The following is a 2,992-nucleotide window of genomic DNA, read 5'->3' on the forward strand; positions in this document are numbered from 1 at the left end:
GTTTCAAGAGATTGAAACAAACGCGAATCAAGTTATCGAAAGATAGCAACGGACCACAGCATATCAAGCTACGTATGCTGTAAGGTTAAGTTAGAAAGAGCGCAGGGTGGATGCCTTGGCACTGAGAGCCGAAGAAAGACGTGATAAGCTGCGAAAAGCTGCGGTAAGGAGCAAATATCCGATGACCCGCAGATATCTGAATGGGGAAACCCGGCTGAGCAAACCTCAGTCACCGTATACTGAATACATAGGTATACGGAGGGAACCCGCTGAACTGAAACATCTAAGTAGGCGGAGGAAGAGAAAGAAACATCGATTCCGTAAGTAGCGGCGAGCGAACGCGGAAGAGCCCAAACCGTTGTGCGTGCACGACGGGGTATGGACTGCGATATGGCAGTGTGGAAGATAGTAGAAGGGTCTGGGAAGTCCCGCCAGAGAGAGTGAAAGCCTCGTACATGAAATCAGAAACACACCTAGCAGGATCCGGAGTACCACGAGACACGAGAAACCTTGTGGGAAGGCGGAGGGACCACCCTCCAAGGCTAAATACTACTCAGTGACCGATAGCGCATAGTACTGTGAAGGAAAGGTGAAAAGGACCCCGGGAGGGGAGTGAAAGAGAACCTGAAACCCTGTGTTTACAAGCTGTGGAACTGCGAATAAAGCAGAACCGCGTACTTTTTGTAGAACGGTCCGGCGAGTTTCTTGTGCTGGCAAGGTTAAGTACTTCAGGTACGGAGCCGAAGTGAAAGCAAGTGTTAATAGCACGTAAAGTCAGTATAAGAAGACCCGAAACCGGGTGATCTACCCATGTCCAGGTTGAAGTTGCCGTAAAAGGCAATGGAGGACCGAACGCACATCCGTTGAAAAGGGTGGCGATGAGGTGTGGGTAGGGGAGAAATTCCAATCGAACCCGGAGATAGCTGGTTCTCCTCGAAATAGCTTTAGGGCTAGCCTCGTATTAGTCTAGCGGAGGTAGAGCACTGAATATCCTAGGGGGCGTCAAAGCTTACCGAAGATTATCAAACTCCGAATGCCGCAGAGATGATGTACGGGAGTCAGACTGCACGAGATAAGTTGGGTAGTCAAAAGGGAAAGAGCCCAGACCATCAGCTAAGGTCCCAAAGTGTGTGTTAAGTGGTAAAGGATGTGGGATTTCGAAGACAACTAGGATGTTGGCTCAGAAGCAGCCATACATTCAAAGAGTGCGTAATAGCTCACTAGTCGAGAGGTCCTGCGCCGAAAATGTCCGGGGCTAAAACACACCACCGAAGCTATGGAATGTGAAAACATTGGTAGAGGAGCATTCTTAACGTGACGAAGCTGTACCGGAAGGAGCAGTGGAGTGTTAAGAAGAGAGAATGCCGGAATGAGTAGCGAGATTTAAGTGAGAATCTTAAAGGCCGAATATCTAAGGTTTCCAGGGTAAAGCTGATCTTCCCTGGGTAAGTCGGGGCCTAAGGCGAGGACGAAAGTCGTAGTCGATGGATAACAGGTAGAAATTCCTGTACCACATACAAACAGAACTGTGGGGACGCAGAGAGAAAGCCAGAGCCGGAAATGGAAAAGCCGGTGCAAGCGAGGTATCCGTAAGGGAGGCAAATCCCCCTTGCAAGGAGAAGACGTAATGCGGAGTGAACTATAAGTAACGAAGCTGGTGAGCTAGCTGCCAAGAAAAGCCGCTATTGTTTTGTATGTGCCCGTACCGTAAACCGACACAGGTGGATGAGGAGAGAATCCTAAGGCCGGCGGGAGAAGTGTTGTTAAGGAACTCGGCAAAATGACTCCGTAACTTCGGGAGAAGGAGTGCCACAGAGATGTGGCCGCAGAGAAATGGCCCAAGCAACTGTTTAGCAAAAACACAGGTCTATGCAAAACCGAAAGGTGAGGTATATGGGCTGACGCCTGCCCGGTGCTGGAAGGTTAAGAGGAGAGCTTAGCGCAAGCGAAGGTTTGAATTTAAGCCCCAGTAAACGGCGGCCGTAACTATAACGGTCCTAAGGTAGCGAAATTCCTTGTCGGGTAAGTTCCGACCCGCACGAAAGGCGTAATGATTTGGGCACTGTCTCGACAACACACCCGGTGAAATTGAAATACCAGTGAAGATGCTGGTTACCTGCGCCAGGACGGAAAGACCCCATGGAGCTTTACTCCAGTTTGATACTGGGATTCGGTACTGTCTGTACAGGATAGGTGGGAAGCTAGGAAATGATGACGCCAGTTGTCATGGAGCTGACCTTGGGATACCACCCTTACAGTACTGGGTTTCTAACCTGCAGCCGTGACCCGGCTGGGGGACAATGTCTGACGGGGAGTTTGACTGGGGCGGTCGCCTCCGAAAGGGTATCGGAGGCGCTCAAAGGTTCCCTCAGAATGGTCGGAAACCATTCGAAGAGTGCAAAGGCAGAAGGGAGCTTGACTGCGACACCGACGGGTGGAGCAGGTACGAAAGTAGGACTTAGTGATCCGGTGGTATAACGTGGGATTGCCATCGCTCAACGGATAAAAGCTACCCTGGGGATAACAGGCTTATCACTCCCAAGAGTTCACATCGACGGAGTGGTTTGGCACCTCGATGTCGGCTCATCGCATCCTGGAGCTGTAGCAGGTTCCAAGGGTTGGGCTGTTCGCCCATTAAAGCGGTACGCGAGCTGGGTTCAGAACGTCGTGAGACAGTTCGGTCCCTATCCGGCGTGGGCGTAGGATATTTGAGAGGAGCTGTCCTTAGTACGAGAGGACCGGGATGGACGGACCGCTGGTGTATCTGTTGTTGACCAACAGCATGGCAGAGTAGCCAAGTCCGGCAGGGATAAACGCTGAAGGCATCTAAGCGTGAAGCCCCCCTCAAGATTAGATATCCCATTCTTTAAAGAAATAAGACCCCTTGAAGACTACGAGGTTGATAGGTCTGAGGTGTAAGTGCGGTAACGCATTCAGCTGACAGATACTAATAGGTCGAAGACTTATCCTGAGAGGTTCGAAAGATAAGCGG

1 rRNA gene is annotated in these 2,992 nt (G+C 50.8%); it reads left to right on the forward strand.

Annotation, left to right across the window (positions count from 1 at the left end):
- Nucleotides 1-83 precede the first annotated feature (83 nt).
- Nucleotides 84-2,971, forward strand: a 23S ribosomal RNA gene (locus tag WKT03_RS12575).
- Nucleotides 2,972-2,992 lie beyond the last annotated feature (21 nt).

The sequence above is a fragment of the Coprococcus sp. HCN-4056 genome (genome assembly GCF_037892645.1).
Taxonomy (GTDB): domain Bacteria; phylum Bacillota; class Clostridia; order Lachnospirales; family Lachnospiraceae; genus Coprococcus; species Coprococcus ammoniilyticus.